The 25,252-nt window shown below is 62.9% G+C and carries 26 protein-coding genes; 15 read left to right on the top strand and 11 right to left on the bottom strand.

The features are described 5' to 3' along the window. The first annotated feature begins 43 nt into the window (after positions 1–43). Together EEB13_RS21755 and EEB13_RS21750 are read left to right on the top strand one after the other, a co-directional pair. Positions 44–1,444: an amidohydrolase family protein gene (locus EEB13_RS21755; RefSeq protein ID WP_033234474.1), complete on the top strand. Its 1,401-nt coding sequence runs from the start codon at positions 44–46 to the stop codon at positions 1,442–1,444. Position 1,445: 1 nt separating this feature from the next. Continuing rightward, entirely contained in the window at positions 1,446–2,405 is a 960-nt protein-coding gene (locus EEB13_RS21750) for an antibiotic biosynthesis monooxygenase (protein WP_141486265.1), read from the top strand. Here the strand turns inward: EEB13_RS21750 and EEB13_RS21745 are convergent. After that, the gene (locus EEB13_RS21745) at positions 2,393–2,620 is read right to left on the bottom strand and encodes a PLDc N-terminal domain-containing protein (protein ID WP_033234609.1); all 228 of its coding nucleotides are present in this window, start codon (positions 2,618–2,620) and stop codon (positions 2,393–2,395) included. The genes EEB13_RS21750 and EEB13_RS21745 overlap by 13 nt on opposite strands. An 841-nt stretch (positions 2,621–3,461) precedes the next feature. Between EEB13_RS21745 and EEB13_RS21740 the strand changes: the two genes are divergently transcribed. Then, positions 3,462–4,226, top strand: a complete 765-nt coding sequence (locus EEB13_RS21740; RefSeq protein ID WP_033234472.1) for a DUF1906 domain-containing protein — start codon at positions 3,462–3,464, stop codon at positions 4,224–4,226. Here the strand turns inward: EEB13_RS21740 and EEB13_RS21735 are convergent. Both EEB13_RS21735 and EEB13_RS21730 read right to left on the bottom strand, forming a co-directional pair. After that, positions 4,213–4,713: a nuclear transport factor 2 family protein gene (locus EEB13_RS21735; RefSeq protein WP_138872526.1), complete on the bottom strand. Its 501-nt coding sequence runs from the start codon at positions 4,711–4,713 to the stop codon at positions 4,213–4,215. The two genes, EEB13_RS21740 and EEB13_RS21735, sit on opposite strands and share 14 nt — an antisense overlap. 245 nt (positions 4,714–4,958) lie before the next feature. Further along, positions 4,959–6,422 (bottom strand): MFS transporter, encoded by a 1,464-nt coding sequence (locus tag EEB13_RS21730; protein WP_092807187.1) that lies wholly within the window; start codon positions 6,420–6,422, stop codon positions 4,959–4,961. A 75-nt stretch (positions 6,423–6,497) separates the two neighbouring features. Here EEB13_RS21730 and EEB13_RS21725 point away from each other — a divergent pair, with 75 nt between their 5' ends. After that, positions 6,498–6,989 (top strand): MarR family winged helix-turn-helix transcriptional regulator, encoded by a 492-nt coding sequence (locus EEB13_RS21725; RefSeq protein WP_245005944.1) that lies wholly within the window; start codon positions 6,498–6,500, stop codon positions 6,987–6,989. Here the strand turns inward: EEB13_RS21725 and EEB13_RS21720 are convergent. The 3 genes from EEB13_RS21720 to EEB13_RS21710 all read right to left on the bottom strand — a co-directional run bounded on the left by EEB13_RS21720 (position 6,980) and on the right by EEB13_RS21710 (position 8,682). Continuing rightward, entirely contained in the window at positions 6,980–7,279 is a 300-nt protein-coding gene (locus tag EEB13_RS21720) for a hypothetical protein (RefSeq protein WP_092807383.1), read from the bottom strand. The two genes, EEB13_RS21725 and EEB13_RS21720, sit on opposite strands and share 10 nt — an antisense overlap. Positions 7,280–7,358: 79 nt before the next feature. Continuing rightward, the gene (locus tag EEB13_RS21715; RefSeq protein WP_033234469.1) at positions 7,359–8,120 is read right to left on the bottom strand and encodes a hypothetical protein; all 762 of its coding nucleotides are present in this window, start codon (positions 8,118–8,120) and stop codon (positions 7,359–7,361) included. A gap of 262 nt (positions 8,121–8,382) precedes the next feature. Further along, positions 8,383–8,682: a 4a-hydroxytetrahydrobiopterin dehydratase gene (locus EEB13_RS21710; RefSeq protein WP_141486264.1), complete on the bottom strand. Its 300-nt coding sequence runs from the start codon at positions 8,680–8,682 to the stop codon at positions 8,383–8,385. Positions 8,683–8,698: 16 nt separating this feature from the next. Here EEB13_RS21710 and EEB13_RS21705 point away from each other — a divergent pair, with 16 nt between their 5' ends. Beyond that, on the top strand, positions 8,699–9,142 hold the full coding sequence (locus EEB13_RS21705; RefSeq protein WP_141486263.1) for a (deoxy)nucleoside triphosphate pyrophosphohydrolase: 444 nt from the start codon (positions 8,699–8,701) through the stop codon (positions 9,140–9,142). Here EEB13_RS21705 and EEB13_RS31610 read toward each other — a convergent pair. After that, on the bottom strand, positions 9,120–9,296 hold the full coding sequence (locus EEB13_RS31610) for a hypothetical protein (protein WP_092807195.1): 177 nt from the start codon (positions 9,294–9,296) through the stop codon (positions 9,120–9,122). The two genes, EEB13_RS21705 and EEB13_RS31610, sit on opposite strands and share 23 nt — an antisense overlap. Before the next feature lie 336 nt (positions 9,297–9,632). On the opposite strand from EEB13_RS31610, the gene typA reads away from it, so the two are divergent. The 5 genes from typA (at position 9,633) to EEB13_RS21680 (ending at position 15,642) form a co-directional block, all read left to right on the top strand. Next, positions 9,633–11,540, top strand: coding sequence for a translational GTPase TypA (gene typA, locus EEB13_RS21700; RefSeq protein WP_045069461.1), 1,908 nt, complete (start codon positions 9,633–9,635; stop codon positions 11,538–11,540). 154 nt (positions 11,541–11,694) lie between these two features. Continuing rightward, entirely contained in the window at positions 11,695–13,482 is a 1,788-nt protein-coding gene (locus tag EEB13_RS21695) for an ABC transporter family substrate-binding protein (RefSeq protein ID WP_092807197.1), read from the top strand. After that, a complete protein-coding gene (gene mshB, locus EEB13_RS21690; protein WP_092807199.1) occupies positions 13,479–14,360 on the top strand; it encodes an N-acetyl-1-D-myo-inositol-2-amino-2-deoxy-alpha-D-glucopyranoside deacetylase in 882 nt (293 codons plus the stop codon). The genes EEB13_RS21695 and mshB overlap by 4 nt, the downstream gene beginning before the upstream one ends. After that, positions 14,357–14,782, top strand: a complete 426-nt coding sequence (locus tag EEB13_RS21685; protein ID WP_092807201.1) for a hypothetical protein — start codon at positions 14,357–14,359, stop codon at positions 14,780–14,782. The genes mshB and EEB13_RS21685 overlap by 4 nt, the downstream gene beginning before the upstream one ends. A gap of 14 nt (positions 14,783–14,796) precedes the next feature. Continuing rightward, positions 14,797–15,642, top strand: a complete 846-nt coding sequence (locus tag EEB13_RS21680) for a uroporphyrinogen-III synthase (RefSeq protein ID WP_033234462.1) — start codon at positions 14,797–14,799, stop codon at positions 15,640–15,642. Here EEB13_RS21680 and EEB13_RS21675 read toward each other — a convergent pair. Beyond that, the gene (locus EEB13_RS21675) at positions 15,602–17,149 is read right to left on the bottom strand and encodes a PH domain-containing protein (protein WP_187328605.1); all 1,548 of its coding nucleotides are present in this window, start codon (positions 17,147–17,149) and stop codon (positions 15,602–15,604) included. The genes EEB13_RS21680 and EEB13_RS21675 overlap by 41 nt on opposite strands. Next, positions 17,146–17,649, bottom strand: a complete 504-nt coding sequence (locus tag EEB13_RS21670; RefSeq protein ID WP_033234460.1) for a PH domain-containing protein — start codon at positions 17,647–17,649, stop codon at positions 17,146–17,148. Before EEB13_RS21670 ends, EEB13_RS21675 begins: the two co-directional genes overlap by 4 nt. Before the next feature lie 81 nt (positions 17,650–17,730). On the opposite strand from EEB13_RS21670, the gene EEB13_RS21665 reads away from it, so the two are divergent. From EEB13_RS21665 to dapC, 5 genes are all read left to right on the top strand, one after another. Continuing rightward, the gene (locus EEB13_RS21665; protein ID WP_033234459.1) at positions 17,731–17,919 is read left to right on the top strand and encodes a hypothetical protein; all 189 of its coding nucleotides are present in this window, start codon (positions 17,731–17,733) and stop codon (positions 17,917–17,919) included. A 95-nt stretch (positions 17,920–18,014) separates the two neighbouring features. Beyond that, positions 18,015–20,567, top strand: coding sequence for a bifunctional FO biosynthesis protein CofGH (locus EEB13_RS21660; protein WP_141486677.1), 2,553 nt, complete (start codon positions 18,015–18,017; stop codon positions 20,565–20,567). Continuing rightward, positions 20,567–21,325, top strand: coding sequence for a hypothetical protein (locus tag EEB13_RS21655; RefSeq protein WP_141486262.1), 759 nt, complete (start codon positions 20,567–20,569; stop codon positions 21,323–21,325). The genes EEB13_RS21660 and EEB13_RS21655 overlap by 1 nt, the downstream gene beginning before the upstream one ends. A gap of 59 nt (positions 21,326–21,384) precedes the next feature. Beyond that, positions 21,385–21,708 carry a ferredoxin gene (gene fdxA / locus EEB13_RS21650; RefSeq protein ID WP_033234456.1) on the top strand — a complete coding sequence of 108 codons (324 nt, stop codon included), beginning with the start codon at positions 21,385–21,387 and terminating at the stop codon, positions 21,706–21,708. A 5-nt stretch (positions 21,709–21,713) separates the two neighbouring features. Continuing rightward, positions 21,714–22,823, top strand: a complete 1,110-nt coding sequence (gene dapC / locus EEB13_RS21645) for a succinyldiaminopimelate transaminase (protein WP_141486261.1) — start codon at positions 21,714–21,716, stop codon at positions 22,821–22,823. On the opposite strand, the gene EEB13_RS21640 is transcribed toward dapC, so the two are convergent. After that, a complete protein-coding gene (locus EEB13_RS21640; RefSeq protein ID WP_141486260.1) occupies positions 22,820–24,472 on the bottom strand; it encodes a thiamine pyrophosphate-binding protein in 1,653 nt (550 codons plus the stop codon). The genes dapC and EEB13_RS21640 overlap by 4 nt on opposite strands. After that, on the bottom strand, positions 24,469–25,245 hold the full coding sequence (locus EEB13_RS21635; RefSeq protein WP_141486259.1) for a cyclase family protein: 777 nt from the start codon (positions 25,243–25,245) through the stop codon (positions 24,469–24,471). Before EEB13_RS21635 ends, EEB13_RS21640 begins: the two co-directional genes overlap by 4 nt. Positions 25,246–25,252 lie beyond the last annotated feature (7 nt).

Here is a 25,252-nt window from a genome sequence, read left to right as displayed (position 1 = left end):
ATTCGAACGCGCGGTATCGCCGCGACTGTGATTTGCTCAATGAGTGATACAGCTGCATCGGGGCCATATCTTCCACATTTCCGGTAGCCCGACGGTCGAGGGCGCGGCCGACGCGCTCGTCTCCCTCCCCGACGGTGTGCTCGCGATCGACGACGCCGGTGTTGTGGCTTTCTGCGGTGAATTCGACGCGTTGCCGCAGCATCTGCACGGCGGCGACGTCCACGATCATCGCCCAGGGTTTCTACTCCCCGGATTCATCGACACTCACGTTCACTTTCCGCAGATCTACGCCGGTGACGCCTACGGCGGTGGACAACTACTCGAGTGGCTCGATCTCTGCGTGTTCCCCTCGGAATCACGATTGGCCGATCCGGAATTTGCCGCGCATGCCGCTGCCGCGTTCTGCGCTCGCCGGATAGCCACCGGAACTACCGCGGCAATGGTCTTCGGTTCCGCTTTTCCGCATGCGCAGGACGCGTTGTTCGCGGAAACTCAGCGAACCGGGCTTCGCCTCGTCAGCGGCCGTGGCATCCAAACCACGGGGCCCGAATCTGCAGCAGCGCTCATCACGTCCGAGGACGACGCGATCACGCTGACCCGCGACGAGATCGATCGGTGGCACGGTGCGGACACCGGTGACGTTGACACTGCTCTCCTGCACGTTGCCGTCGTACCGCGGTTTTCCCTGGCCGTAACGACGGAGACCTTGAAGAATCTGGGGGAGTTGTACGACTCGGTGCGAGGCCGTGGCGTGTACTTCCACAGTCACCTCAACGAGAACAACAGGCCGGGCACAGGCGAAGTGGCGACGACGCTCGAGCGTTACCAGGTTCAGTCGTACCTCGATACGTACGACGGCAAGTTCCTGCCAGGCTCCGAAGTCGGTGGCAAGTCTTTCCTCGGACCCCGCGCAATTCTTGCGCACTCCGTCCACTGCCAGGATTCCGAATTGGCTCGGATGGCGGAGACCGGGACGTCGATTGCTCATTGCCCGACGTCGCAGCAGTTCCTCGGTTCCGGCACGATGCCGTGGAAGCGAACGGTGGCGGCGGGAGTCAACATCGCGATCGGTTCGGACTTCGGCGGCGGCGACGAATTCCTCCTGTCGCGGGTTCTGGGCGACGCTTTCAAAGTGCACATCTCGGAGGAGGGCGACAGCGCGCTTTCGCTCCACCCGGCCGAATTGCTGTTCACGGGGACACTGGCCGGAGCGCGTGCGCTGGACATGGAGAACCGCATCGGAAACCTCGACGCCGGTAAAGAGGCAGATTTCCTCGTCGTTGATCCGGCCGGGTGGCCGGCGCTGGGCAGTCTGATCAACTTCGGCACGCGGTCGCCTGATCCGATTCTGGCGCGTGATCAAACTCTGTTCGGATTGTTGATGGCGATGCGTGAGCCGGCGATCTCGCACGTGTACGTCCAGGGTCGCAGGGTGTCGACCTGACGTGTCCGGTTCGGCGACGGTTGTCACGGCCTATCACCGCCTCGAAAACGGTGGTGATGAGCGCTTTGCCGAGTGGACCGCTCAGGCTGTCAGAACAGCGAGATCGGCTCAGGGCTATCTCGGCAGCGCAATCAGTGACGGTTCAGAGCTTTCCGATTACGGTGTGTCCCATACCTTTTCCAGCGTCGAAGAGCTACATGGCTGGCTCGACTCGCCAGAGCATGCACGTCTTGTCGACCACGGGGTGGCGCGGGGGATCCGCGCCAAGAGTTCGGACCTTGTCCTTGTGGACGATGCTGTGCCGCCGCCCGGCATCGGCGTGTACGACCACACGGTTGTCGCCGGACGGCAAGACGAATTTCTGCGGACCCAGCATCGCCTGATCGTGGAAAGTTCGCGTTTCTCGGGGTACGAGAGCGCATTGCTGCTGTGCTCGACTGCCGATGCGACGCGGTGGCAATCGGTTCTGCGCTTCCGGACGGAACCGCAACTGTCCGCGTGGATGCGATCGGAGCAGCGGGCGGCGGTGTTGCCTGCGCTTCGCGAGGAGTTGGCGGAAGACTTCACCGAATCCGTGCGTTCCACCCCGTTCGGCACGATCTTGCGCACCGAGAACGGGCAGACGCGGGCGACTCCGAACTGGAAGACCGCGATGATCATTCTTCTGGTCCTCTACCCGACAGTGATGACGTTGTCGCGATTTCTCGGTCCGGTGCTCGACGGGATCGGCGCACCGCCCTGGCTGTCGATGTGGCTGAGCCAGATCGTCAGCGTTGGGGCGATGACGTGGTTCCTGATGCCGGCGGCGACGCGTCGGTTCGGTCGATGGCTCGACCCGTTCGACGGAGCGAAACTACGCACGAACGTCCTCGGCACCGCCGCTGTCCTGGCGATATATGCCGGGACGCTCGGGCTGTTCGCTTCCGTGAAGTGGTTGCAGTTCTGGGACTACTTCGACTGAATCCTGCCGCGCCGGAAGTACGTGATCGGTCCGAAAAAGTTGATCGCGATGATCGCTGCCCATTTGGCCTTACTGCCGTTGACCGCCGCGCGATCGCGCTTCGCCAGATCGGCCCAGGCGGCGATTGCCAGAATCGACTGGATCGACCCCATCACGATCACAATGCGTCGTTGGCGCGGTGAGAGTTCACTCCATGACTTCTTGTTGCGGCTCATGACATCAACTGTGCCCGATGCGTCTGCAACGGCCCGGACATTTGGTGTGAATAGCATCACGTTCTGGGAGGTCGGGTTTGTTTCGGGCTTCGTTGCGATCGGACTCGACAGGCATCAATGTTCTGTTAATCGCAGCCGTGGCTGAAGAGTTGCGCGGCATGGCCTCCGTGCGCCGATCGGCCTCGCGGGGAATCGTCCCATTCCTGGTCAGGGCGGCGCTAGTGCTGAAACAGGATCAATTAAGTTAGGCTTACCAACATCATTTGGCTGAATTGAGAGATTGCGAAGTAATAACCACTAATGGAAACCGTGTTCGGATATCGTTAAAAATAGGGCGAATTATCTCGATCGGATCACGCCTGCTGGGCGTTACCTGTGAATATGCGTTTGCCGCCTAGGTCCGAAGATGTAACGTCCCGGACACATTTGGTGTCGCGGAAGTAACGGAAGACCTCTAGTCTTAGTCCAGCAGGTCAGCAAGAGGGCCTGTTAGACCACTGATGTTTCATCTTCGACAGGAGTTAACACATGACCAGCGCTGAACTCTCGGGCCAGTTCTCTTTCATCACCGACTTCCTCAGCAACGCATCTGACCTGTTCAGTGCTCTGACGTTCTTCACGTCGCTCAGCTGATAACTTCCGGCCGCTACGGCCGATGACGATGGCCCTCGAAACGAAAGTTTCGGGGGCCATCGTTTTTGTTGTCGCTGGTCACGGCGGTGGTGTGGCTGGTGTTGGTCAAGTGCAAGGCGGTGGCCTTGTGACTGTGGTGCAATCGAGTGAACAAAGAAACTCGACTTTCCGCCTAGATCGGGCGGGATACGCCGATGATCGGAGCAGTGTGCACGTCTCACGAAGAAGTTTGTTCAAGTACGCGGCCGCAGGTTCTGCCGCCGCTGGACTGGCCGCGCTCAGTGGCACGGCCACGGTGGCCAATGCCGGCTCGCTCGGAACTCTGCTCGACTACTCCGCCGGGGTCCCGTCGGCGCAGTCGATTCGGGCGGGCGGCTACGCGGGCGCGATCCGCTACGTATCCGACCGCCGCCCTGACGCAAACTGGATGGTGGGGAAGCCAGTCAAGGCGGGTGAAGTGAACGCTCTGACAGCAGCGGGACTGCAGGTCGTGTCCTGCTACCAGTTCGGAAAAAGTGCGACGGCCGATTGGCGTGAAGGCCGCGAAGGCGGCAAGAGGCATGCAACACGGGGCCTCGAATTGCACCGCCAAGCGGGTGGACCCGAGGGGCGTCCGATCTACGCGTCCATCGACGACAACCCGTCGCCGGCCGAGATCAACAACCTCATCAGGCCCTATCTCGAGGGATGGGCGTCGGTAGTCGGCAATCAGAATCTTGGTATCTACGGAAACACCGGCGTGCTCGACGCGATGATCGGCGTGGGGGTCGGAACCTGGTACTGGCAACATAATTGGGGCTCGCCGAAGGGCTACGTCCATCCTCGCGCGCACCTGCATCAGTTCGAGATCGACAAGCGCACGGTCGACGGAATCGGCGTCGACCTGAATTCGATCCTTGCCCTCGACTACGGGCAGTGGTCATTGGCCGGTTCGATCGTGCCCAACATTCCGATCGGCTCTATCGCACCATAGCGCCGAATTTTGCCAACCAGGCGCGGGCATCCTCGGGAAGGTTGCCCGCGGCTTCGGCGGCCAAGCACCAGGCTTTGGTCATTGCCAGGAAATTCATCGGGTTGTATGCGTCTTCCTCGCGGGAGAACAATCCGTCTCCGGCGTAGTGCAGGATCGTGATGTTCGCGGCGCCGTGAGTGGATCCGTCGCCCGGGTCTTCCATAGGATTGTCGATTTCGCAGATGATCCACCCGCGCTCCTCGTCGATCACGTACCAGTTTGCGGGGAACTCCGTCATGCGTTTTCCCGGGAACTCGGTCATCGTGCGGGTAACCCACTTACGCACTGCCTCACGGCCGTTGAGGGTCCCGAAGGCATGCTCGACGTAGACGACGTCTTCGGTGAACATGTCGGCAAACGCATTCCAATCGCCGCTGCGCGTGCATTCGACGACGGTGTTCTGGAAACCCGCAAAGGCCTGATCGAGTTCAGCGCGTGTCCATGCCATGTGTGACTCCTCGGGTAGACGACCGAGTCAAATTAGAACATGTTCTCGTGTCCGAGAGGTGCGGATTCGGCCGATCTTGTGTTGCGGTACCGTCGTTGACGGGTCGGGACCCGTATTTGCGAGAGGAAATATTTCATGGAGTTTCTCATCGACTTCATCTACACCCTGCTGTCGAAGCTGCAGATTGCCGGCAGCATCGAAGGCGCTCCGGAGAAGTAGCACCTCCCGCAGTTCTTACGGCCGTGTCATTCTTGCGGCCGCGACGTGGTTGATTCCCTGTGCGGCGCTTTCCGTTTGGGAATCAACCACGCGAAGATCATCGCCACGGCCGCCGCGACAATCGAAATCACGAACGTGGCTTTGAACATATCGAGCGTGGGGTAGACGCGGTCGTGGACCATGATGGTGGCACCGGCAAGCACAACGCTCACCACGGCGGCGGAACTCGAGGTTCCGATCGACCGCATCAGTGAGTTCAAACCATTCGCGGCAGCCGATTCCGTGATCGGAACCGAGCTCATGATGAGGGCCGGCATCGCCGAGAATGTCAGTCCCACACCAGCTCCGATCACCATTCCGGCCAGCGCGACTTGCCACACCGCGGACGTCGCGAAGAGGGCGGCGACGTAACCGAGTCCGATGACCAGCGATCCGGTCAGCAAGGTGATGCGCGGACCCTTCCAATCCGAGATGCGGGCGGAAACGGGGGAGAGTGCCATCATCACCAGTCCGGCGGGTGCGAGTACCAGGCCGGTGGTCACCATCGACAATCCGAATCCGTAGCCGGTGTCCTTCGGAGCCATGAGAAGTTGTGGCAACGACAGCGAATTCCCGTACATCGAAAAGCCGATGGCAATGGATGCGAGGTTGGTGAACAGCACTTGTTTACGTGCCGCGATTCGCAGATTCACCAGCGGCGCACTGCGTCTGAGCTCCCAGAAGCCCCACGCCACGAAGATGACGACCGACGACGCCAGTAGCCCCAGGGTCTTGGGATCGGTCCATCCCCACGTGCCGCCCTTGGTGATCGGCAGGAGCAGGGCGATCAGGGCAGCGGCCAGGCCGAGGGCACCGACGAAGTCGAAACGTCCCGGCTTGCGGACGGATGACTCGGGAATGACGAAGAACACCAACAACATACAGAGGCAACCCAGAGCCGCGGACACGACAAACAGGAAGTGCCAATCGGCGCTCTGAGCGATGAGTGCGGCGATGGGAAGGCCGACAGCGCCGCCGACGCCCAGGGTGGCGCTCATGACGGCCATCGCGCCGCCCACCTTCTTTGGTGGCAGAACGTCACGCAGGATGGCAATGCCCAGCGGGATGGCACCAACGGAGGCGCCTTGGAGCGCGCGCCCGATCACCAGCACGATGAGCGACGACGACAGCGCGCAGATGACGGAACCGAGAACCACCAGGCCGAGACTGACCAGGATCATGCGTTTCTTGCCGAACATGTCGCCGAGGCGGCCGCTGATCGGGGTGATGACAGCAGCGGCGAGAAGCGTAGCGGTGATGGCCCACGACGTGTCGGCCGGCGGCGCGTTCAGCAGGCTCGGTAGCTGCGGGATGATCGGGACGACCAGCGTCTGCATCAGGGCGACGACGATCCCGCACAGGCCGAGGACAGTGAGGATCAATCGTGGGCGCGGGGACACTGTCGCGTCGACGGCTGTTTCCGTGTTCGACGGATGGGCGTGAACGGACATTCGGCTCCCGAAGTATGTGGGTAGCGCTTGCCACCTATTCTGTGCACGCTACACATTCTGTGTATCCTGCACAACGTGACGAATGTGCACGGACAAAAGCCGGACCCAGACCGCGACCTTGTCGACATCGAATACGAGTTGACGCTGTTGTCGCGGTATCACGCCCTGGCACAGCGCGCCGAACTTCATCTGGACCGCTCGGCATACCTGCTACTCGGGCGCCTGGAACTACAACAACCGATGAGCTTGAAAGAGCTGTCCTGCGCCTTCGGATTGGACATTTCGACCATCAATCGGCAGATCGGCGCTCTCCGTCGCCAAGGCTTGGTCGAACGCGTCGAAGACCCGGACGGCGGACTCGCGAGAAAGGTCCGCCCCACCGAGTCCGGTCTGGCTCAACTGCGCGCAGACCGTGAACATTCGACTGCCGGTGTGGCAAAGGTGGTGCGAAACTGGACGCCGGAGTCGCGTCGGGCGTTGGGTGACCTACTGCGGCACTTGAACCAATCGGTGGAAGAACTCGAAGGTCGGACCTGGCCGCGGCCGGCACCCGACGATCACGTCTGAGTGTGAGCTAGCGTCGAATCCGGTTCGGGCGCAATCACAACCAGATTCGGCCGGTCGTCCGGCGACGAGTGATTTCCGCGCCACGACATCAGTGACCACCGAGACAGCGCGGAAAACGCCGATCCGAGACTGGCAAAGGAACCAGAGCTCAGGATCGACCCGGCCGAACCGATGCTGCCGATCGACAGTATCGAGAAGGCGCTGCCGATCGACAAGATCGAGTGAGTGCTACCGATCGAAAGAATCGATCCTTCGGAGCGGATCGACAGAATTGATCTGGAATGTCCCATTCCTTGGTCTATCACGAGCACTGCACACACAAAAGAGGCCCGCCGAAAATTCGGCGAGCCTCTTTGCGTCGTTTGTGGATCAAGCCACTGCGAACATACCCACGGTCGGCAGGAAGCTGCAGGTGATGCGATCTGCGCCTTCGGGCTGGGTGGTCAGCGAACCGCTGATCACGGACAGCACGCGTCCCGGGCCGGTGTCGGCGATAGCCGACAGGGTGGCGGGGCCGTCCGGGTTGATGCGAGCGGCCGTGGTGAGATTCTGCGTAGCGCTGCGACCGTTGTCGATGTTGATCCAGGTGACCGTCAGCGGGACGGGCTGGTCATCGGTGGCCGGAGCAGTGCCAAGCGCGGTGAAGACAAACCCGGCCTGACCTGCGGCAGGTCCCGGAGGCGGCAGGTGTGCCGGGCCGGGAACGGCAAGTGCGGTGCCGACGGAATCAGCCGTCGCGGAGATGCAGCCCTTACCCAGAGTCGGGTACAGGAACTGTGCGATGACGGGGGCGTTTTCGTCCGGAATCGCCGGTCCGCCGCCGCCGCTGCCGTCGAGGAAGGTGATGACCTTCTCGAGCGTCGCCTTGATCTCGGGCGGGAGCCCGGCGGAATTGAGAATCGCGCGAGCCTGTGCGAGCAGATCGGCCTGCGGATTGCCGGCGACCTGGGTGACGCCCTGGGCGTCGACGGGGCCTGCGGCTGCGCCGATGATGGCGGGAGCAAACGATGCCAGGAACTCGATCGGCACACTGTCCGGTGTCGGCGCGGGAGCCGGATCGGCCATTGCCTGTGCCGGCAATGCAAGTCCTGCTGCTGCGGCAATTGCGACGGCGGTGAACGCCTTACGCATACCTCGGGTTCGAAGCACTGTTTCCCCATCCTTAGTCAGACCGCGCAGGCGCCGTAGCGCCTGCGTTGACGGCTCGAGGGGTCACTCTATGTAAGTGAGCCCCGGGTTGTACAGCCGTTCAGTTTCTGAGCAGCTACGGATCCCGGTGGAGTCTATTACATGACTGGCCTCGAAATGATTGCTTGCAGACCATACCCTGTGACAGAAGTGATCAATGTGAATATTGATGCAACTGTTATGTCGGTTCAGGCGGTTTCAGACGTCAGCTTTTTGCCGAATCTGCGACGAGCGCATCGATCTTCCGAGCAAACTTCACGTCGAGTTCGGTAATGCCGCCCGCCGAATGTGTCGACAGTGTGTAGGTGACTTTCCGCCACCGGACGTCCATGTCGGGATGATGATCGGCGGCTTCGGCAGCTGCGGCGACGTCCTGAAGCAGCGCGACGGCTTCGGGGAATGTTGTCGATTCGACCACCCGCGCAATTGCATTGTCGGATCTGTGCCAGTCGGGCAGTTCCGCGAGAGCAGCGTCGATCGCGGAATCGGACATCACGGAAGCCATACTCCATCATGGTGTCATGAGCGACGAGGCTGCAAGGGGTGGCGGGGCTGCCGACGAGTACGAGATAGTGGCCGGTGCGATCTTCCGCGATGGCCGGTTGTTGCTGGCGCAGCGCATCCGCCCGCCGGAGTTGGCGGGGATGTGGGAGCTTCCGGGTGGCAAAGTCGAGGCGTTCGAGACGCCGCAACACGCTCTCGAGCGGGAACTGGCAGAAGAATTAGGTGTTGTTGTCCGCTGTGGGCGTCGAATCGGCGTCGACGTTGCATTGGGGAGTGGACGAGTTCTGCGAGCGTATCGAGTGGACATCCTGGCCGGGGAGCCCGCGGCACTGGATCATGCGCAGCTTGCGTGGGTGGACGCCGACGATCTGGAAAAGTTCCACATGGTGGTGAACGATCAGGCGTGGATACCGGATCTGCTCACCGAATTGCGCAGGCTCAGGCTGCCCGAGCCATCTTGAGGCCGACCTTGAGTTCCTTCTTGGAGGCGCCGTTGTTCTCGAGCTTCCGCATCCGCATGATCACAACCGGGCACTTCACGCAGCGAGTCTTCTTGCGGCAGCACTTCTTCTTGGGCTTGAGCTGCGAAACTTTGCTTGGCTTAACTTTTCCCATGTGGCACTGCGTCTTTCCTTCAACGGCGATGGCGGAGAACCGCACTGCAGACAAGGTTAGCGTAACCTTAAAAGCGCTGAATTGCCAGCAAAAGATTTACCCGCTGCAGTAGTGGCGAAAATCACTATCTGCAGGTCGTGGCCGTGATAGAGGACGCACTTTGCGCGAGCAGGTCTTCGGAGCGAGTAGTATTTACTAGGCCGCGGTGCCTTCTCGAGGCGATTCGTGCACGTACTCGGATCACACATTCGTGCAGCGGCCACCAGAAGAGCCGTGCGATGCGAGTTTCGCGTGGCCGATTACTTAGCCGAATTACTCAGCCAGGAGAGCCATCGCGTGACCACCACCAGCTTCCGTAACGTTGCCATCGTCGCACACGTCGACCACGGCAAGACCACCCTCGTTGACGCCATGCTTCGTCAGTCCGGCGCCTTCGAGGAGCGCGCCGAGCTGGTCGATCGCGTCATGGACTCAGGAGACCTCGAGCGCGAGAAGGGAATCACGATTCTCGCGAAGAACACCTCCGTACACAAGCGCAACGACGACGGCTCGATCACCGTCATCAACGTCATCGACACCCCCGGCCACGCCGACTTCGGTGGAGAGGTCGAGCGCGGCCTGTCCATGGTCGACGGTGTCGTTCTGCTCGTCGACGCTTCCGAGGGCCCGCTTCCTCAGACACGCTTCGTGCTGCGCAAGGCGCTTGCTGCGTCGCTGCCCGTCATCCTGGTCGTCAACAAGACGGACCGCCCTGACGCCCGCATCGAAGAGGTTGTCTCCGAGGCACAGGATCTGCTCCTCGACCTCGCATCGGACCTGTCCGACGAAGCCGCCGAAGCCGCTGAGCTCGCGCTCGGTCTCCCCGTCCTCTACGCCTCCGGCCGTGAGGGCAAGGCCTCGACCGTGCAGCCCGAAAACGGCCAGGCACCCGACGCTGAAGACCTCACCGCACTTTTCCAGGTCTTGATGGAGTACGTCCCGGCCCCCAAGGGCACGTCCGACGCACCCCTGCAGGCTCACGTCACCAACCTCGACGCGTCCGCATTCCTCGGCCGCCTCGCGCTGGTTCGTATCCACAACGGTGAGCTGCGCAAGGGCCAGACAGTGTCCTGGTGCCGCGAGGTCGACGGCGAGCCCGTCATCACCAAGACCAAGATCACCGAACTGCTCACCACCATCGGTGTCGAGCGCGTTCCGGCAGAGGTTGCCTACGCAGGCGACATCTGCGCAGTGGCAGGCTTCCCGGACATCATGATCGGCGACACCCTCGCTGATCTCGAGAACCCGGTGCCGCTGCCCCGCATCACCGTCGATCAGCCGGCCATCTCGGTCACGATCGGCACCAACACGTCGCCCCTCGTCGGCCGCGTCAAGGGTCACAAGCTGACCTCGCGCATGGTCAAGGCTCGCCTCGACCAGGAGCTCGTCGGTAACGTCTCGCTCAAGGTCCTCGACATCGGTCGCCCCGATGCGTGGGAGGTCCAGGGTCGTGGAGAGCTCGCTCTCGCCATCCTCGTCGAGCAGATGCGTCGCGAGGGCTTCGAGCTCACCGTCGGTAAGCCGCAGGTTGTCACCCAGGTCGTCGACGGCAAGGTCCACGAGCCGTTCGAAGAGCTGACCATCGACAGCCCGGAGGAATACCTCGGCGCCATCACGCAGCTCCTCGCAAACCGCAAGGGCAAGATGGTCCAGATGTCGAACCACGGCCAGGGCTGGGTTCGCATGGAGTTCATCGTTCCTTCGCGTGGACTCATCGGTTTCCGTACGGAATTCCTCACGGATACCCGCGGAACCGGTATCGCCAACGCCGTGTTCGACGGTTACGGCCCGTGGGCCGGCGAGATCCGTGCGCGCCACACCGGTTCGCTCGTTTCGGACCGCTCCGGCACCGTCACCCCGTTCGCCATGATCCAGTTGGCTGACCGTGGAACGTTCTTCGTCGAGCCCGGCGCAGACACCTACGAGGGCATGGTCGTGGGCATCAACCCGCGTCAGGAAGACCTCGACATCAACGTCACCCGCGAGAAGAAGCTGACCAATATGCGTCAGTCTTCCGCAGACGTGATGGAGACCCTCGCAAAGCCGATCAAGCTCGAACTCGAAGCAGCCATGGAATTCTGCTCCGGCGACGAGTGCGTCGAGGTCACCCCGGAGGACGTCCGCGTCCGCAAGGTGCACCTCAACGCAACCGAGCGCGCTCGTGAGCGTTCACGCAGCAAGTCCCGCGACAAGGCTTCTCTGTAGTCTTTCGCAGTAACAATCATGACAAGGCGAATGTGCCTTTTGCTCGGTGTTCTTCCGGCAAAAGGTACATTCGCCTTCATGGTTTCCAGGCATCGTGTTGGTTGGGAAACCGTGGACTCAGGCTGCGCGTGCCTGAAAACGGAAGGATATCTCTGTGGTTGCTGGACGTCGGTACCTGGCGTTGGCCGTGGCGGTGACAGCGTTGTCTCTGACGGCGTGCACTGCTGATCCACCGCCGCCTGTCGAGAGCACCGAGACGGTCAAGCCGACTACGACGCCCGTCACGCCGGCAATGCGGGTGGTGTCGGTGGCTATCGACCAGGTGGGTGACGGATTCAATCCCCACCTCCTCGCCGATTTGTCCCCGGTGAACTCTGCCGTCGGTAACTTGGTGTTGCCCAGCGTATTTCGTCCGATCAGCTCGCCCGTGCAGCCCGGCCAGGCAGAGTGGGTCCTCGACGACTCGTTGGCCGTCTCCGCGGAAGTTGTCTCGGAGGCGCCGTTCACGATTCGCTATCAGCTCCGCAACGAAGCACAGTGGTCCGACGGCGCACCGATCGCCGCCGAGGATTTCCGCTACCTGTGGCAGCAGATGATTTCGGTTCCCGGTGTTGTGAACCCGGCCGGGTACCAGTTGATTTCGGACGTCACCTCGTCCGGTGGCGGAAAGACCGTGAACGTCGTGATGCGCGCGGCGTATCCGGCGTGGCGTGAACTCTTCACCGATCTTCTTCCGTCGCACCTTGTCAAAGACACCCCCGGCGGTTTCAGTACCGGGTTGAGTGAGGGAATTCCGGTGTCGGGGGCACACTTTCACGTGCGCTCCGTCGACCGTGGCCGAGACGAGATCATCCTCGAACGCAACGACAGGTTCTGGGGAGAGCCGTCGGACCCGGATCAGATCGTGATGCGCCGGGCCGGGTCGGCGGCGCAGTTGGCCGAAGCGATGCGCACCGACGATTCGCAGATCGCGCAGATTCATGCGGGTAGTGCTACCGACATTCAGCTGTCGGCGGTTCCGGGAGTGAGCACGGCATTTACGTTCGTGCCGCGCACTCTCGACATGACGATCAACGGACGCAGCGCCACGTTTGCCGATGTCCGGGTCCGCAAAGCTGTTCTGGGACTTCTGGATTCCGATCTCCTGGCAGTAGTCGCCGCAGGCAGTGAATCTGCTGCGGTTCCGGCAAAAGCGCAGATACTCTCGCCGTCCGATCCCGGCTACGTACCGACGGCGCCGCCCAAGCAGAGTCGTGAGCGTTCGATGGAGCAATTGGTGGAATCCGGCTACGTCGTCGTGCCGCCGGCGGGACCGGTCGTGGTCGGGGGAACAAACGGAAGCGTCGTCCGTGACGGCAAGCCGCTCGAACTGACGCTCGGGGCGCCGGAGAACGACGATATCGCGATCGCGGTGGCCAACACCGCTGCCGATGAACTGCGGGATGCGGGGATTGCGGCAACCGTGAAATCTCTTCCGGCAGAAGAGCTGTACGGTACGGAGCTCACGACGGGGAGCGTAGACATGGTGGTCGGCTGGATCCGCGCCGGCGTCGACCCTGCCACGTCGTTGGCGTCTCGGTTCAGTTGCCCCCTGACTCCCACCGTGCCGGTAACCACTACCGAGACTCCGGAGTCGACGTCTACCGCGCCGACGCCGACGACGGCTCGCGAGTCCGATTCGGAAGCGCCGAGCAATATTTCAGGACTGTGCGACCCTTCGCTGCAGCCGCGGATCGACGAAGCTCTCAGCGGGATCGGTGATTTCGGGGCGCTGATCGCCGACGCCGAGCCCAAGTTGTGGGATCTCGCGGCGGTTCTGCCCATCGTGCAGGACCGCACGTTGGCAGCACTGGGAACCGGCGTCGAAGGTGTCACCCTGACCAGTCCGGTTCAGGTTGGAATATTCGGTGACGCAACCAACTGGGTGAGGGTGAAGGAATGACCGTCGTAAAGAAGAGACTGCTGCTGGTTCACGCGCATCCCGACGACGAAACGATCACCACCGGCGGCACCATCGCCAGGTACGTCGACGAAGGTGCCGAGGTGACCGTCCTGACCTGCACGTTGGGTGAGGAAGGGGAGGTAATCGGTGATCGGTGGGCCGGACTGGTTGCCGACGCCGCTGATCAACTCGGTGGCTACCGGATTGCGGAGCTGACCGCGGCGTTGTCCCGTCTCGGTGTGAGTGAACCCCGATTCCTGCTGGGAGCCGGTCACTTTCGTGATTCCGGAATGGCCGGGACGCCGTCAGCTGCCAATCCGCGGGCATTCGTCAACGCCGATCTCGACGTTGCGGTTCGCGCGGTGGTCGAAGTGATCCGGGAACTGCGCCCACATGTGGTGATCACGTACGACACCAACGGCGGGTACGGCCATCCCGATCACATTCAAGCCAATGCCATCACAACCGCTGCCGTTGCCGCGGCCGGAACATCGGTCTATCCCGAGGCCGGCGAGCCGTGGAGCCCTCAGAAGTTCTACTGGACCGTGACCGAACGTAGCTCTCTGGAGCGGGCAATCGCGTCGATCGCTCAGGTGCCGGCGCAGTGGCGGCTACCTGAGCCCGGTGAGCTTCCCTGTGTGGTCGACGCGGATGTCACGACGGCGATCGATGTGAGCGCCGTTCTCGAGTCCAAGGCCGCCGCGCTGTCCGCGCACGCCACTCAGGTGACTGTCGCGCCGAGCCGCACCGAGTTCGCCTTGTCCAACAACGTCGTGCAGCCCATCCTGCCGGTCGAGCATTTTGTGCTTGTCCGCGGCGAGTTGGGTCCGGTGGACGCAGACGGCCGGGAGGCCGACCTCTTCGGTGGGATCTCATGACCGGTGCCTCACCGGATGCGGTCGAAACACCCGACGGTAGATTTGCGTTTCTCGACCCGGTCATCCTCGGCGTCTTGATCTTCGACGGATTTCTGTGCGCCGTACTGTCGGTCATCTTCCTCCCGAGCTACCTCGGCACCACACCGTTTCCGGTCAGCATCCTGGTGGCAGCCGTGTTCAACCTCGGGTTGGTCATCGCGGCGCGGACAGTGACGACAACCGGTAAGGCAGCGCTTCCGCTGGCCGGTTGGATCGCCGGATTCCTTTTCTGCATGGTTGGCGGGCCAGGCGGCGACGTTCTTGTGTTGTCGTCGCCGCTCACGTTCCTGCTGCTTGTCGGCGCGCTGGCACCGGCGATCGTCTTTTTGTTTCGAGTGGCAGGCAAGGCGCTCGCGTCTATCGATACTTCGAAGCGTTCATAAGGGACACTTGCAGTGTGGCTGAACTAGATCTTGCGGGCGTCACGATCGCCCTGACCGCGGAGCGTCGTTCGGAAGAATTTGCGACGCTCCTCGAACGGCGAGGTGCGGAGACGGTCCGGACCCCGGTGATTCATGTGCTTCCTCTGGTCGACGACGCTGATCTGCGAGTTCAGACCGAGGCATTGATTGCGGATCCGCCGGAACTCGTGGTGATCAGCACGGGAATCGGGTTCCGCGGTTGGCTGGAGGCGGTGGAGTCGTGGGATCTGACGGAGCAGTTTCTCGGCGCGCTGAACCGGACTCGCATCGTGGCTCGCGGTCCGAAGGCGATGGGGGCGATCCGCGGCGCGGGCTTGCGTGAGGAATGGTCGCCGTCCGGGGAGTCGTCCGAGGAAGTGCTGACGCACTTGGCCGGCGAGGGCGTCGACGGCGTTCGCGTGGCCGTTCAACTGCACGGGATCATCACCGAATGGGAACCGCTGACCGATCTGAGTGCGTCGTTGACCGACATCGGCGCGGTGGTCACGGCAGTCTCGGTCTACCGGTGGATTCGGCCGCCGGATCAGTCGCAGGTGCGGGCACTGGTCTCCGCTGTGCGTTCGGGCAGTATCGACGCACTCACTTTCACCAGTGCCCCGGCAGTGTCGTCCATGCTCAGCACGGCCAAAGAGATGGGGGAGTTGGAACGTTTCGTCGCGGCGATGCGAGACAACGTGCCCACCTATTGCGTCGGCCCGGTGACGGCCGCGCCGTTGGAACTTCTCGGAGTCCCCACCATCCAACCGGAACGCTCGCGCCTCGGTGCGTTGGCGCGGTTGATCATCGAGGATTTGCCCAGACGTCGCGCGCTCCGGGCGTGACGGCTTCGATCAGACCCCACGCGCTCTCGGCGGGCAGGTCGATTACGTCGTAGCCGCCGGTGCCTGCCGGGGTTGCGGCGATGACGGTGGCAACTCCGGCGCGTCGCTGGAAGAACGTTTCACGGACCGTCCAGCCGATCACGCCGTCGGCTTCGAGGCTGTGCCGTTTGCGGTCGAGGGAGCCGCTGCGGGTGATGAGCCAGCCGGGTAGTACCGCGTGGCCGAGTCCGTTGTACCGGTCGTAGGCAAGCCCCGTTCCGCCCACAGCAAGCACGACGACGGCGACCCAGACATAGGTGGGCACGTGAACTCCGAAGATCAGGCAGAGCACTGCCGCGACCGCAACGGCCACAGCCGGGAACAGGGCTCGGGTGTATCGGCGGCGGCGGGCCGCCCCGCCGTGGGGAATGAGCGGAACGGACGCCTGCCGGCTGTCGCCGATGACCGTTGCCATGACGCGTTCCGCTTCGGCCCGTGGGCCTTGCGGCAGCAGGAGCGAGGATTCTTTTTTCTCCGCACTCACTCCCGTCATGATCGCGTCCAGGCGCGCACCGCCCGCAAGTCGAAGCAGGAGAGGTTCTTTGAGCGTCGTACCGCGCAGCCGGGCCCGGTCCAACGTTGTCGCCCTGGTCTTGAGCAGCCCGTGGCTGACGTGCAGGATGCGACCGTTGTCGGTGAGCGTCATGTCGCCGAACGCGATCAGATACTGAATGCACGCAAAGGCGCTGGAGAGGATGAGCAGCGCCACCAGCAGAACAATGACCAGCACGGTGATGCCGAGGCCTTCGAGCGATTCGACGCCTCCGGTGACCGCGGACGACTTCGCGATCGCAGAGCCGATTCCGTATTGGAACGCGATGCCGACGATTGCCGCGATGATCGCGATGCCGGTGAACGAGAAGGGCGCAAACCGAACCCAGCTCACGTGCCAGTGCCCGATTTCGACGTCCGCAGACACCGGCGCGGTCGGTGTATCGGGTGTGGGCGTGCCCCGAGACTCGCTCAGCAAGGCTGCGCGTAGATCCGGAACCAGCGCACTCGAGAGTGCGTTGAGCTCGAATTTGTTGGAATCATGGCCGTTTCCGGCACGCTGCCCCGTGCCGATTCGCACGATCGACAGCCCCAGCACGCGGTGCAGGACTCCGGCTTCGACGTCGACTGACCGGATGCGACTGCGCGGCACCGAGAGCAGCTTCTTCTGGAAGACGCCGGTGCGGAGCTGAACGTGGACGGGGCCGATGCGATAGGTGGTGGTGAAATACCGCAGGAGGCCGTAGATCACGAGCAGCGTGACAACACCGAATCCCCAGTAGTGGTTGCCGCTCTGGCTGCCGAGAACAAAGGAAATCAGCAGGACCGGAAGCAGTTTGACCACTTCGTTGATCGGATGGACCAGCAGCATCCGTCGGTCGAGGCGAAGCCACGGCTGTTCCTGCTCCGCGGCCTCGGCGGCTGCGGATTCTGCTTCGTCGGGAATGTCGATCATGAGTTTGTCGATTTCGTTCATGTCGCGTCGCTCGAATTGGTCCCGGCGATTGCAGTCAGTTGTGCAACTGTACGGTCGGCCACGTCCTGATCGAGGGCGGAGATCTTCACGGCGCCTGCCGACGACGCCGTAGTCACGGTGACGGTCGCGAGCCCCAGCATCCGGTCGATGGGGCCACGTTCGGTGTCGACGGTCTGGACCCGTGAGATCGGGGCGATGCGTCGTTCCTGCGTGAACCAGCCGGTGCGGGTGTACACGGCGGTGTCGCTGATTTCCCAGCGATGCACCCGGTAACGCCACATCGGCACCATCAGAATGTGTACCGCTGCGCAGAACACGGTGACCGCACCTACTGCCCCCACCACCCAGGTCGGCAGGCCGGAGATCAGGATCGCGCAGACAATTTCGGCGACGATGACCGGCGCCCAGAAAAGCGCTGCGGTGATGGCCCACAATCTGGGTGCTTTGGTGCTCGGACGCCACAGCGGATCGGCCATGGTGATGGTGTTAGACGCGGTCATGGTGCTTACTTTGGTCGAGTTGAGGCGTTCTGTCGACAACCACCCTATGGTGGAGTGTGGCGACCATGAAGGGAGCACGTGATGACTGAACAGGATTCGGCATTCAGCTCGGAGGCACCGGAGTCCGATGCTCTGGAACAGGCAACACCGGTAGATCCGAATACTCCCGACGAACCTGACCTGACCGATATTCCGCTCGACGCACCGGCGGCCGATGTTGTCGATCAGCGGCGTGAAGTTGCGATCGACGAGGAGTATCCACCCAGCTGAGTTCTGGTACTTCCGGCACCGAGTGGCAGTAGTCGTCGGGTATGGCGCATGATCGCTAGGTGAACCGAACTGGTGATGACTCCGTCAAACCCACGATGCTTCCGATGCCTGGACTGTCCGCGTCGGCAACTGGGACCGCGTCGCCGAGCCCATCAGCGATGCGACGCGTGCTGCGCCGCGCGCGCGACGGCGCGACGCTGAACGTGGACGAGGCAACGACGCTGCTGCAGGCCCGGGGAACCGATCTGGCGGACCTGTGCGCGTCGGCGGCCAAGGTTCGGGACGCGGGTTTGTTAGCTGCCGGCCGCCCGAATACGGTGACGTACTCGCGGAAGGTGTTCATTCCGCTGACCCACCTGTGCCAGGACAAGTGCCACTACTGCACGTTTGTCAAGGTCCCTGGCAAGTTGCGGGCCGAGGGACGCGGCATGTACCTCGAACCGGATGAGATCCTCGAGATTGCTCGTCAGGGCGCTGAATTAGGTTGCAAGGAAGCGCTGTTCACCTTGGGGGATCGTCCGGAAGCGCGCTGGCCGGAAGCAAAGCAGTGGCTCGACGAGCGTGGATACGACTCGACTCTGGACTACCTGCGGGCGATGTCGATTCGGGTGCTCGAGGAAACCGGCCTTCTTCCGCACCTGAACCCCGGTGTGATGAGCTGGCAGGAACTTTCGCGCCTCAAGCCGGTGGCGCCGTCGATGGGCATGATGCTCGAGACCACCGCTACCAGGCTGTTCACGGACAAGGGTGAATGCCATTACGGCAGCCCGGACAAGGACCCGGCCGTCCGGTTGCGGACCCTGACCGATGCCGGTCGCCTCAACGTGCCGTTCACGACCGGCATTCTGGTCGGCATCGGCGAGAACTTTGCCGAGCGGGCCGAGTCGATCATGGCGATCCGTAAGTCGCAGAAGGCTTTCGGTCATATTCAGGAAGTCATCATCCAGAACTTCCTGGCCAAGCCCGATACAGCGATGCGAGACTCCCCGGACGCCTCGCTTGACGAGTTCCTGGCTGCGATCGCCGTGGCGCGTCTGCTGCTCGGTCCGTCGATGCGGATTCAGAGCCCGCCGAATCTGGTCTCGAACAGCGAGTGCCTGGCACTTCTCGGCGCGGGCGTCGACGACTGGGGCGGGGTATCGCCCCTGACTCCCGATCACGTCAACCCCGAGCGTCCGTGGCCCAACCTCGAGACTCTGGCAGCGATCAGCGCGGAAGGCGGCTTCACTCTCACCGAACGCACCGCCGCTCAGCCCGCCTACGTCCTGGCCGGTGCTCCCTGGATCGACCCGCGGATCGCCGGTCACGTTCAGGCACTTGCCGATCCGAAGACCGGACTGGCCAAACTCGACACCAAGCCGGTGGGCCGGCCGTGGCAGGAACCGGACGAATCCTGGGAGTCGAGCGGACGCGTCGACCTCAATACCGAGATCGACACCGACGGCCGCAACACCGAGACTCGCAGCGACCTGGGCAGTGCCTTCGGCGACTGGGAAACCGTGCGTGAGCAGGTTCTGGAATTGAGTGCTCCGGTTCGCGTCGACACGGATCTTCTTGCGGCACTGCGCAGTGCCGAGCGTGATCCCGCCGGGTGCTCGGACGACGAATACCTGGCGCTGGCCACCGCGGAGGGCCCAGGCCTGGAAGCCGTTGTGGCACTGGCAGATGCGCTCCGCAAGGAGGCCATCGGCGAAGACGTCACCTACGTCGTGAACCGGAACATCAACTTCACCAACATCTGCTACACCGGCTGCCGATTCTGTGCGTTTGCGCAGCGCAAGGGCGACGCCGACGCTTTCACGCTCTCGGCCGAGGAAGTGGCGGACCGGGCGTGGGAGGCGCACGTCGCCGGCGCCACCGAAGTCTGCATGCAGGGCGGAATCGACCCGGAACTACCGGTCACCGGTTACGCGGATCTGGTGCGTGCGGTCAAGAAGCGCGTGCCGTCGATGCACGTCCACGCGTTCTCGCCGATGGAAATCGTCAACGGTGCTTCACGTAGTGGTGAGAGCATCCGCGACTGGCTCACTGCGCTGCGCGAAGCCGGTCTCGACACGATCCCCGGCACCGCGGCGGAGATCCTCGACGACGAGGTGCGATGGATCCTGACCAAGGGCAAATTGCCGACGGCGGAGTGGATCGAAGTGGTCACCACGGCGCACGAAGTGGGCCTGCGATCGAGTTCGACCATGATGTACGGGCACGTCGATCAGCCGCACCACTGGGTCGGCCACCTCAACGTGCTGCGTGGAATCCAGGACCGCACTGGCGGATTCACGGAGTTCGTGCTGCTGCCTTTCGTGCATCAGAGCGCCCCGCTGTATCTGGCGGGTGCGTCCCGTCCCGGCCCGACCATTCGCGACAACCGCGCGGCGCACGCGCTTGCCCGCATCATGCTGCACGGGCGGATCTCCAACATCCAGACCAGCTGGGTCAAACTGGGTATCACCGGAACGCAGATGATGCTCAACGGCGGCGCCAACGACCTCGGCGGAACCCTGATGGAAGAGACCATCTCCCGGATGGCCGGGTCCGAGCACGGCAGCGAGAAGACCGTCGCAGAACTGCGGGCGATCGCCGAAGGCATCGGTCGACCGGCTCGTGAGCGCACCACCACGCACGCGCGTCGTGACGGGGTGGCCGTCTGATGCCAGACATCCTGGGTGATCGCCGAGTAGTCGAGGTACTCGACCGAGCGGTCTGGGGCATCAACCCAGTCCTCGACCTCGCGTACAGCGATCCGTTCGGCATCAAGCGTCGTAGTTTCGAGCCCACGGACCCCGAGCGCAGCGCGGCAGAGACAGTTCTCGACGCCGTTGCCTGGGTTCTGGACGTGATCAAGTTCCCCGGTACCGCGGCGTGGTCCGTCATGACGGATGAGCAGCGATCGAAATGGTGGACCACCCGACTGGGCGCCCTCAACACGGTCGCTGTGGCATTTCCCGGAATTTTCGGGGTTTTGCTCAACCGGTTTCCGATCCAGGACTTGCTGGCCTTTGCCAACCAGGCTGTCGTCCTGGTGGCCGTCGCCCGCGAGCACGGCGTGACGGAACGTGATCAGCAGGTTGATCTCCTGGCGTCCGTTCTGTGTCGCCGAGAAGTCAGCACTCGCGATCTGCTGGACGACGAGGACTTCACCGAAAAGGCTGTCACCAGTACGGATGGGACATGGCGACCATTCGCTCTGATCGGAACGCTGTGGCAAACCGCACAAACTTTTCGAGCAATCGGCGACGAACTGCATAAGCGTCCGCTGCGCACCAAGCCGTACGAGATCGTCGGGAAGATTCCGGTGATCGGCGTGGTCGCGGACTATTTCGGTGAGCGCGGCGCGCTTGTGCGGGCCGCGTCCGCGGGCGAGAAGTGGATCGCGATTCGGTCGCGGAACGCCACCACAGTAGGCTGAAATGTGTTAAGTCGCTTGCGCGCAGCAGGCGCACCTCTGGAAGGCAGGGAGAGAAGGCAGTGACCTACACGATTGCTGAACCGTGTGTAGATGTGATGGACAAGGCATGTATCGAAGAATGCCCCGTCGACTGCATCTACGAGGGTGGACGCATGCTCTACATCCACCCCGACGAATGTGTCGACTGCGGCGCGTGTGAACCTGTCTGCCCTGTCGAAGCGATCTTCTACGAAGACGACGTTCCGGAGCAGTGGAGCCCCTACATCAGCGCAAACGTCGATTTCTTCGACAACCTCGGCTCACCGGGTGGAGCCGCCAAGCTCGGCAAGGTCGACTACGACACGCCATTCATCAAGGCGCTGCCTCCCATGGGTGAGGAATAGAGATCTTGTCTCGTACTCCGGTGGCCGCCGGGCTTCCCGATTTTCCCTGGGACTCCCTGGCGGATGTCACAGCCACGGCACACGCACATCCCGACGGCATCGTGAATCTGTCGGTGGGCACCCCGGTGGATCCGGTGGACCCGCTCATCCAGGAAGCTCTTGCATCCGTTGCGGAGATTCCGGGCTACCCGACCACCCACGGCACCCTCTCCCTGCGTGAGGCGATCGCCGAGTCACTCGATCGGCGATACAACATCCCCGATATCGATCCGGCGGCAGTGCTGCCCGCGATCGGTACCAAGGAAATGATCGCGTGGCTGCCGACCCTTCTGGGTCTGGGCGGCGACGATCTTGTGGTCATTCCGGAGTTGGCATACCCCACCTACGAGGTTGCCGCGAAGCTCGCCGGCGCTCGGATCTTGCGGACCGACGGCTTGAACAAGCTCGGTCCCGAATCGGCGTCGCTGATCTTCGTGAACTCACCGTCCAACCCCACCGGCAAGGTTCTCGGTCTCGAGCACCTGCAGAAGGTGGTGGCGTGGGCACGTGAGCGCGGAGCCATCGTCGTATCCGACGAGTGCTACCTCGGCCTGACCTGGGAATCGGACGCACTGTCCATCCTCGATCCCCGCGTCAATGACGGTGACCTCACTGGTCTGCTGGCCGTGCATTCACTGTCGAAGACGTCGAATCTCGCGAGCTACCGCGCCGGTTTTGTCACCGGAGATCCGGCATTGGTCGCGGAACTTCTCGAAGTCCGCAAGCACGCTGGAATGATTCTGCCGCTGCCCATCCAGGCCGCGATGGAAGCCGCGCTCGGCGACGATCTGCACGAGAATGTGCAGCGTGAGCGGTACCGTGAGCGTCGGACCATCCTGCTCGACGCGGTGCGCAGTGCAGGATTCACCGTCGACAATTCCGAAGCCGGCCTGTACCTGTGGGCTACGCGGGGCGAGGCCTGCCGAGACACTGTTGCCTGGTTCGCGGAGCGAGGCATCCTGGTTGCACCGGGCGAGTTCTACGGCCCGACCGGCGGTCAGCACGTGCGGATCGCACTGACCGCCACGGACGAGCGGATTGCCGCTGCGGCAAAGCGGCTGACGACAAGCCTTTAGTGGCCCTTAAAGGCTTCGGCTAACCACCAGGATCCGCCGTCGCTGCTGATCTTGGCGTCGATGACAAGCGGGCCACTACGTGGCCCGCTTACCCATGTACGCACGGCGTCCAGGTCTCGGGCCGTGCGTACCGTGAGGCCGTCGGCGCCGTAACCGCGGGCAACGGCCGCGAGATCGGTGTCCGGGAAGGTCACGGTAGTGCGGTCAGTGTCTGGGTCGGTGAAATGATGGACTTCGGCCCCGTACGCGCTGTCGTTGTAGACCACGATCAGCAGGGGAAGTTTCAGCCGCGCAACGGTTTCCAGCTCCGAAATGCCCATCAGGAAGCCGCCGTCGCCGAGGGCCGCGACGGGCAGACGATCCGGCTGCGCCAACGCGGTGCCGATAGCGGTGGCCAATCCCAATCCGATGGACTGGAAAGCCTGCGTGAAACAGAACCCGAAGTGATCCGGCACCGACAGGTAGGCGCTGGGGTATCCCATGAAGTTCCCCGAATCCACGGACACCGTGCGCTCCATGGGGAGGATGGTGTCGAGTTCGAGCGAGAGCAACCGGGGATCTATCGAGTGCTCGGTGCTGAGATCCTCGAACGGAACCTGACTCCACTTCGATTCCGTCGCAATCGAATCCCGAACCGCATCGGTGCGGTAGCCGACCCGGACGGGTGCCTTGTCGAGTGCGTCCAAGGCGTCGGTGGCCGTGGCCGCGCTGTCGCCGACAATGCCGAGGTGGATCGGCCGGTGGGCACCCAGTGCGGCGGAGTCGAGATCGATTTGAACAACCGTCGTGTCTTTGCCGATCAGATGTCCCTGGCGCATGGTCCACATGTTGAGCGCGCATCCCCATCCGACAACAAGGTCGGCGCCGGCGATGAGTTCCGCGGATCGAGGGGACGAGAACCCGCCGGAGATGCCGAGGGAGAAAGGATCCGAGTGGAACAAGCCGTTAGCAACGGCAGATGTCGCAACCAACGCGCCGGTGTGGCGGGCAAGTTCCGCGATCTCAGGTCCGGCGTCACGAGCACCGCGTCCGGCCACGAAAACGGGGCGGTCGGCGGCGGCAAGTAGTTCGAGGAACTTTTCGAGCGCGATCCCATCCGGCCGAATATGTTGGAGTGCAGGCGCATTGGGTGGCGTGTTTGCACTGGCCGCGATCTGGCTTTGCACATCGAGCGGAAGATTCAGTACGACGGTGCGGCGCTCGCGCCAGGCAGTATTGAACGCTCGAACGGTATCCGCGACAGCAGAATCCGCGCTGTGTACCCGCTCGGCCACTGCGCCCACGCTCCGAGCGAGACCGTCCTGGTCGATCTTGAAGTTGGATTGCACTGCCGTGCCGGCGGTATCGGCGGTCAGCACGATGAGCGGGGTGCGACTCTTGGCGGCTTCGGTGATGCCGGTCAGAGCATTGGTCAAACCACATCCCTGATGGGTGGTGACCACAGCGACCGTTCCGGACATGCGCGCGTAGGCATCGGCCATGGTGGCAGCGCCGCCCTCGTGCCGGGCGGCGACAAACGGAACTCCGTGCCGCCGTAGCGCATTGGTGACGGTGAAGTTTCCGCTGCCGACTACCCCGAACGCATACCCGACGCCCAACTCTGCGAGGGTGCGTCCGACCAGGTCGGCAACGGTATTCACGAGCGTCACGAGCGCTCGACCAATGCAAAGACCCGGGCCGGACTGCCGGTTCCCCCGACGATCGGCAGGGGTGAGACCACGAGTACAGCGCCGAGTGTCGGCAGCTTGTCGACATTCAGCAACTGGGTGAGTCCGTATTTGTTGCTGCCCAACAGGTAGTAGTGCGCCGGAAACATCGGCTCGAAACCGCCTGCAGCGCCGGCATCGATCCCCACCGTCTCCACTCCGAAACCGCTGATCGGACTCGATTCGGCCAGCCACTTCGCTGCCGCTGCCGAGATACCCGGGGTGTGCGGGCCGTCGGCGTCGGCGTTGGCAAAGCGCTCCGGGTCGCCCACCCGCGAACCCCATCCGGTGCGCAGGATCAGCCACGCGCCCTCGGGAAGGGGCCCGTTCGCTGATTCCCAGGCTTCGATGTGCTCGGGTTCGAGCACGAAGTCCGCGTTCTGCTCGACCTCGGCGGTGACGTCGATGACGGCGATGGGGCCGATCAACCGGTTCGGCGGGATCTGATCGACGCTCAGGCCGTCGCGGCCGCTCACCCAGTGCGTCGGCGCATCGAGGTGGGTTCCGGTGTGCTCACCGGTGTGCAGATTGTTCCAGCTCCACATCGGTCCGGCGTCGTCGAAATTGCTGACGGGTTCGAGGCTGGCGGGGATCGTGTTGGCAAAGGGCTCGGGCAGCGACAGGACCGGGGTGGTGGAACTCAAGGGGGCGGTGAGGTCGACGATCTCGATGGACTGTGAACCGATTTTTGTGAGCAGGTCGTTCAGTGTGGTCATGAGCCAT

This window comes from Rhodococcus sp. WS3, assembly GCF_003797085.1.
Lineage (GTDB): Bacteria > Actinomycetota > Actinomycetes > Mycobacteriales > Mycobacteriaceae > Rhodococcus_F > Rhodococcus_F globerula.
This window is presented reverse-complemented; position numbering and strand designations above follow the sequence as displayed.

Excerpts from the sequence above, each read along its gene's own strand:
- EEB13_RS21660 (WP_141486677.1), top strand. The coding sequence starts at position 18,015 with ATGCTTCCGATGCCTGGACTGTCCGCGTCGGCAACTGGGACCGCGTCG.
- EEB13_RS21635 (WP_141486259.1), bottom strand. The coding sequence starts at position 25,245 with ATGACCACACTGAACGACCTGCTCACAAAAATCGGTTCACAGTCCATC.
- EEB13_RS21665 (WP_033234459.1), top strand. The coding sequence starts at position 17,731 with ATGACTGAACAGGATTCGGCATTCAGCTCGGAGGCACCGGAGTCCGAT.
- EEB13_RS21675 (WP_187328605.1), bottom strand. The coding sequence starts at position 17,149 with ATGAACGAAATCGACAAACTCATGATCGACATTCCCGACGAAGCAGAA.
- EEB13_RS21730 (WP_092807187.1), bottom strand. The coding sequence starts at position 6,422 with ATGTCCGTTCACGCCCATCCGTCGAACACGGAAACAGCCGTCGACGCG.
- EEB13_RS21745 (WP_033234609.1), bottom strand. The coding sequence starts at position 2,620 with ATGAGCCGCAACAAGAAGTCATGGAGTGAACTCTCACCGCGCCAACGA.
- EEB13_RS21655 (WP_141486262.1), top strand. The coding sequence starts at position 20,567 with ATGCCAGACATCCTGGGTGATCGCCGAGTAGTCGAGGTACTCGACCGA.
- EEB13_RS21715 (WP_033234469.1), bottom strand. The coding sequence starts at position 8,120 with ATGCGTAAGGCGTTCACCGCCGTCGCAATTGCCGCAGCAGCAGGACTT.
- EEB13_RS31610 (WP_092807195.1), bottom strand. The coding sequence starts at position 9,296 with ATGGGAAAAGTTAAGCCAAGCAAAGTTTCGCAGCTCAAGCCCAAGAAG.
- EEB13_RS21710 (WP_141486264.1), bottom strand. The coding sequence starts at position 8,682 with ATGGCTTCCGTGATGTCCGATTCCGCGATCGACGCTGCTCTCGCGGAA.
- EEB13_RS21685 (WP_092807201.1), top strand. The coding sequence starts at position 14,357 with ATGACCGGTGCCTCACCGGATGCGGTCGAAACACCCGACGGTAGATTT.
- EEB13_RS21735 (WP_138872526.1), bottom strand. The coding sequence starts at position 4,713 with ATGGCATGGACACGCGCTGAACTCGATCAGGCCTTTGCGGGTTTCCAG.
- mshB (WP_092807199.1), top strand. The coding sequence starts at position 13,479 with ATGACCGTCGTAAAGAAGAGACTGCTGCTGGTTCACGCGCATCCCGAC.
- EEB13_RS21720 (WP_092807383.1), bottom strand. The coding sequence starts at position 7,279 with ATGGGACATTCCAGATCAATTCTGTCGATCCGCTCCGAAGGATCGATT.
- EEB13_RS21705 (WP_141486263.1), top strand. The coding sequence starts at position 8,699 with ATGAGCGACGAGGCTGCAAGGGGTGGCGGGGCTGCCGACGAGTACGAG.
- EEB13_RS21670 (WP_033234460.1), bottom strand. The coding sequence starts at position 17,649 with ATGACCGCGTCTAACACCATCACCATGGCCGATCCGCTGTGGCGTCCG.